At 57.8% G+C, this 5,000-nt stretch carries 5 protein-coding genes, 2 rRNA genes and 1 riboswitch (2 of these 8 only partly in view); all 7 genes read right to left on the reverse strand.

What is annotated here, in order from left to right; genetic code table 11:
* Positions 1-121: the start of a type II toxin-antitoxin system Phd/YefM family antitoxin gene (locus ACI3KW_RS20145; RefSeq protein ID WP_404849569.1), read on the reverse strand. It extends 149 nt beyond the left edge of the window; 121 of the gene's 270 nt are visible here — the first part of the coding sequence; its start codon is at positions 119-121; its stop codon lies off the left edge, out of view.
* A gap of 153 nt (positions 122-274) precedes the next feature.
* A complete protein-coding gene (gene plsY, locus ACI3KW_RS20150; protein WP_404849570.1) occupies positions 275-901 on the reverse strand; it encodes a glycerol-3-phosphate 1-O-acyltransferase PlsY in 627 nt (208 codons plus the stop codon).
* Positions 902-997: 96 nt separating this feature from the next.
* Positions 998-1,390, reverse strand: coding sequence for a DUF4440 domain-containing protein (locus ACI3KW_RS20155; RefSeq protein WP_404849571.1), 393 nt, complete (start codon positions 1,388-1,390; stop codon positions 998-1,000).
* A gap of 86 nt (positions 1,391-1,476) precedes the next feature.
* Positions 1,477-2,328 (reverse strand): phosphotransferase family protein, encoded by an 852-nt coding sequence (locus tag ACI3KW_RS20160; RefSeq protein ID WP_404849572.1) that lies wholly within the window; start codon positions 2,326-2,328, stop codon positions 1,477-1,479.
* Between the two features lie 31 nt (positions 2,329-2,359).
* Positions 2,360-2,836 carry a GNAT family N-acetyltransferase gene (locus tag ACI3KW_RS20165; protein ID WP_404849573.1) on the reverse strand — a complete coding sequence of 159 codons (477 nt, stop codon included), beginning with the start codon at positions 2,834-2,836 and terminating at the stop codon, positions 2,360-2,362.
* A gap of 52 nt (positions 2,837-2,888) precedes the next feature.
* Positions 2,889-2,969, reverse strand: a riboswitch (ZMP/ZTP riboswitch).
* Between the two features lie 119 nt (positions 2,970-3,088).
* A 5S ribosomal RNA gene (gene rrf / locus ACI3KW_RS20170) occupies positions 3,089-3,204 on the reverse strand.
* A gap of 131 nt (positions 3,205-3,335) precedes the next feature.
* Positions 3,336-5,000 (reverse strand): 23S ribosomal RNA (locus ACI3KW_RS20175); it runs 1,058 nt beyond the window's last position.

Raw genomic sequence — 5,000 nt, forward strand, 5'->3', positions numbered from 1 at the left:
GCGTGCCATTACGCGTGATCATCTGCGGCTCACTCTGGGCGCGCTCAATAACCTCGGACAAATGCGCCTTGGCATTGGCCACGGTCCAGGCCTCGGGCTCCTGCTTCTTGGTCGCGGACATGGCGGCCTCCTGCGTTACGATGACTATCGTGACTATATAGGTTTTTTGCCTGTTTGTGTAAGAGCAAGCCCACGGCGCGTTGCAGAATCAGACGGCACGCCCGGACCGGCGCCATAGGCGGCCTTGCGCATAAGGTTCATTATGGAACAGCAACTACGACAGTTTTTGTCCCAGCCTCGGCTCTGTTCCCGCCAGCAATCTCTGAATGTTGGCCGCATGTCGTGCAATCACGTAAATGCCGCCCGCGATGACCAGAAACCGATAGGGGAGTGGCTGTTCGAAGCCCAAGACGAGAGCAATTCCCGTTAAGGCGGCGAGTATCGAGCTAAGGGAGACAATGCGAGAAATCGCCAGCGTCAAACCGAAAACCAGTCCCGCGCCTAAACCCACGATTGGCGCCATTGCCAGCAACACGCCCAATCCGGTTGCCGCTGATTTGCCACCGGTGAATTTCAGCCAGATAGAACGTCCATGTCCCAGCAGTGCAGCTAACCCGGCTACTAAAACGGTCCAAGCTTCTAGATCCTGGACATCAAGCCAAAGGCAAAGCCACTGCGCCAATGCGACAGCGGCTGCGCCTTTAAGCACATCCACCACAAGAACAACGAGCGCGGGCCACTTGCCCAAGACTCGCAAGGCATTCGTTGCGCCCGTCGATTTGGAGCCATGTTCTCGAATATCAATTCCGCCAAACAACTTGCCTGCAAGATAGCCGGTAGGGATCGAGCCAAGGAGGTACGCCACGATTGCTATCCCGATAGTCGCCAACCAAAATGTCATTGTCCCCACCTGCGCTTATTTGATTGGTCAGTGTACCCTTCCGTCGGCAGAATTTTCCAGGGATGAAACTGATGCGCCGCGGCATCCTAAGGCAGTTCATGCACGAGACGGAACCGGCGTCCCCTGATGAAACAGCATCAGCCATGAGCCCTCGGCATGCTGCCAAATCGAGCTGCGCAGCACAGCCCGTTCCGGGTCGTCCCCATGGGGAGGACGAACGCTGCGATAGGTCACCAGCACGATATCCGGCGCGAGCGCTTGTGCGGCAAAATCGAGAATCACCGGCAAGGGTGACGCCGCGGCCGGCGCTCTTTGGGCCAAAGCCTCGAGCACCATAGCCTTATCGTAGATCGTGCCAGAGCTGCCGAACTCCCTAAAGTCTTCGGCCAAAAGCGCGCTGACTGCGTCGCTCGAGCCCCGGACCTCCGGGCGATGCAGGGCCTGTTCGAGGCGGCGGAAGAGATCGATATCGACACCGGAATCAGGCATTGGCCTCTCCCACAGCGAACACGCGGCGAGTGCAGAATCAGGCCTGATTCGTTCTTTGTCGAGCGCACCGAATCGCGGCCCGCTCTCTATGGCGCCAGGATGCGCGAGCACCAGGCGCTCACCTTGGGATCGTCATGGGCAAAACACCAATAGCTGGCGATCCAGCCTTTGGCGGCGGCGAAGTCGGCGGCTAGTCCCCGCTGCTCCAGCCAATCGAGGGCCAGGGCACGATCGCCTGGATTGGCGTCCGGCGACAGTTCCGCATCGAGATAGGCAACGGCCGACCAGCAATCGAGCCTCCGATCGGCAATCATCGAGGTCGCGCCGAAATCAATCACGGCGCTGACGCGCCCCGCATCGACCAGGACATTGCCGGGGAAGATATCGAAATGCACGAGTGCACCGGCGGAACAGTCGGGCATGCCCTCGATGGTCTCGATCGGCAAATGACTGAGCGGACCGGGCAGCGCGCGGGTCATCTCCAGCCGCGCTTGCAGATATTCCCGATAGCTGGGGCGCCGGATGGCCTGCTCCGAACCGAGGTCGCCGAAGAAATCTCTTTTGACCGCGATATCGCCGATCTGACTGGCCGCATCGAGATATTCGAGCAGCAGCTGCTGCCGCTCTTCGCCCTGCGCCACGGCCAAGGCTTGTGAAAACGGAATGCCGGGCAGCAGGCGTTCGACGACCGCAACGCGCCCCTCGATCTCGGTGATTCGCTCGACTTCCGGCGTCGCAAAAGCGATTGCGCCGCGGCCGGCGGCGATTTCCGCCAGCAATTCGGCGCGAACAGTCTGCTGAGCGGACGAAGCGCCAGGCCGCAACAGGCGCAAGACCTGCCGATCGCCCAGGGCATAAACCCTGGCTTCGCCGCCCTCGCCGAGCAGGGGCGCCTCGGGAGCGCCAAGCGCGCGGAGCACCGCCAGGTCTTCAGCCACCATCAATTCCCCGAATCTGTCGCCTGCGCATTCACCTCAGGCCAAGATGAAACCGCCTGTAGCTGTCAAAGTCCAGGACGGGCAGAAAACCCAGGCGCTCGAGCAGGGCTTCGCTCCTGGCATTGCCGCGCGTCACGCCGGCATAGATGTCGGTTGCGTGCAGCTCCGTTCCGGCATGGCCGATCACCGCCCGTAGCGCTGCGGTCGCATAGCCTTGACCCGTCGCGTTCTTCGCCAACCAATAACCCAAGCCATATTTGGGCGGATCTGCTGCAATCAGGTCGATTCGGCCGATAAGAGTTCCGCTCAGGACAACGCCAAAGCGCAGGTTGGCGGAATCGGCTGCAAGTTCGACCTCGACCTGGTCGCGGGACATCGCCACTTGCTCGGCGTAATCGCCATGCGCGGTAAGATGGCCGCGGTTTTGCTGGAGAAGGTTATGGAGTTCGGCTGCCGCGCTTCTGGTGAGCGGGCTTAGGCTCAAGTCCGGGCGCTCGGTTTCCAGCATGCCTACCCCCCAGTCCCCGAACGCAGCGGCACGGGGCATCCTTTGGTGTCTCGAACAATGCCCAGGCGAGCGGCCTTTGATGGCTGCATTCCCCGGTGGTTTCCCACCTTCATCGCCAGTAGCGCAGCTTCCGCATTATGGCTGGGGCTTGTTGTGTTTCAATGCCTTGAACGCAAAAGCCCTCCACTGTTTCCAGTGGAGGGCTTTTGAATTCTTATCGGCGTTGTAATGAGAACCGGATGTTTTTTGCAGACCTTGCAGCGACCTACTCTCCCAAGCCTTGAGACTTAGTACCATTGGCGCAGAGGAATTTGACGGTCGAGTTCGGGATGGGATCGGGTCTTGGGCTCCTCGCAAGAACCACAAGGTCAGCGAAAAACATACGGTGTGAATTCTGGTTTTTGTTCTGTATGGACACCGCCTCTCCCATGCAAGGAGGGGTGTCTGGTGTATTTCTAACCGATCATTTCACAGTCTATGCGGACATAGATTAATGAGAACGATCAAGCCAATCGAGCTATTAGTACCGGTAAGCTTCACACATTGCTGCGCTTCCACACCCGGCCTATCGACGTGGTGGTCTTCCACGGCTCTCAAGGGAATACTAGTTTTGAAGGAGGCTTCCTGCTTAGATGCTTTCAGCAGTTATCCCGTCCGAATTTAGCTACCCTGCAATGCGGCTGGCGCCACAACAGGTCCACCAGAGATTCGTCCAACCCGGTCCTCTCGTACTAGGGTCAGCTCTTCTCAATATTCCTACACCCACGGCAGATAGGGACCGAACTGTCTCACGACGTTCTGAACCCAGCTCACGTACCACTTTAAATGGCGAACAGCCATACCCTTGGGACCTGCTCCAGCCCCAGGATGTGATGAGCCGACATCGAGGTGCCAAACAATGCCGTCGATATGGACTCTTGGGCATTATCAGCCTGTTATCCCCAGCGTACCTTTTATTCGTTGAGCGATGGCCCTTCCACGCGGGACCACCGGATCACTATGACCGACTTTCGTCTCTGCTCGACTTGTCAGTCTCGCAGTCAGGCAGGCTTATGCCATTGCACTCAGCGGACGATTTCCGACCGTCCTGAGCCCACCATCGCGCGCCTCCGTTACTCTTTGGGAGGCGACCGCCCCAGTCAAACTACCCACCATACGCTGTCCCGGACACTGTTATGCCGCGGTTAGACATCTATGACGATAAGGGTGGTATCTCATCTTGCGGCTCCACAGAAACTAGCGTCCCTGCTTCAAAGCCTACCACCTATCCTGCACATGCCGACACAAATGCCAGCGTAAAGCTATAGTAAAGGTGCATGGGGTCTTTCCGTCTGACCGCAGGAACCCCGCATCTTCACGGGGAATTCAATTTCGCTGAGTCTATACTGGAGACAGTGGGGAAGTCGTTACGCCATTCGTGCAGGTCGGAACTTACCCGACAAGGAATTTCGCTACCTTAGGACCGTTATAGTTACGGCCGCCGTTTACCGGGGCTTCAATTCAAGGCTTTCACCTCTCCTTTTAACCTTCCGGCACCGGGCAGGCGTCAGACCCTATACGTCGATTTGCATCTTCGCAGAGCCCTGTGTTTTTGATAAACAGTCGCCACCCCCTCTTTTGTGCCACTCCTACAAGGTTGCCCTCGTAGAAGTCATGCTTATCCCGAAGTTACGCATGCAATTTGCCGAGTTCCTTCAGTATAGTTCTCTCAAGCGCCTTGGTATACTCTACCAGTCCACCTGTGTCGGTTTAGGGTACGGTCAATATTGGTGGAGCTATTTCCAGGAACCGGCTCATCGCACCCCCAATCCAATAAGGGGATACGAACCTGCGCGATCCGTCACTACCACCTGGCCCACGAATATTAACGTGGTTCCCATCGGCTACGCATTTCTGCCTCACCTTAGGGGCCGGCTAACCCTGCGCTGATTAGCATTGCGCAGGAACCCTTGGACTTTCGGCGAAAGTGTCTCTCACACTTTTTGTCGCTACTCATGTCATCATTCGCACTTCCGATACCTCCACGGCCCCTCACAGGTACCGCTTCGCAGGCTTACGGAACGCTCCGCTACCGCTTGCACGTAAACGTGCAAACCCTAAGCTTCGGTGGGCAGTTTTAGACCCGTTACATCTTCGCCGCAGGAACGCTTGACCAGTGAGCTGT

The sequence above is a fragment of the Devosia sp. ZW T5_3 genome (assembly GCF_044987315.1).
GTDB lineage: Bacteria > Pseudomonadota > Alphaproteobacteria > Rhizobiales > Devosiaceae > Devosia.

Coding starts and splice junctions, on each gene's coding strand:
- plsY (WP_404849570.1), bottom strand. CDS start 901: ATGACATTTTGGTTGGCGACTATCGGGATAGCAATCGTGGCGTACCTC.
- ACI3KW_RS20155 (WP_404849571.1), bottom strand. CDS start 1,390: ATGCCTGATTCCGGTGTCGATATCGATCTCTTCCGCCGCCTCGAACAG.
- ACI3KW_RS20165 (WP_404849573.1), bottom strand. CDS start 2,836: ATGCTGGAAACCGAGCGCCCGGACTTGAGCCTAAGCCCGCTCACCAGA.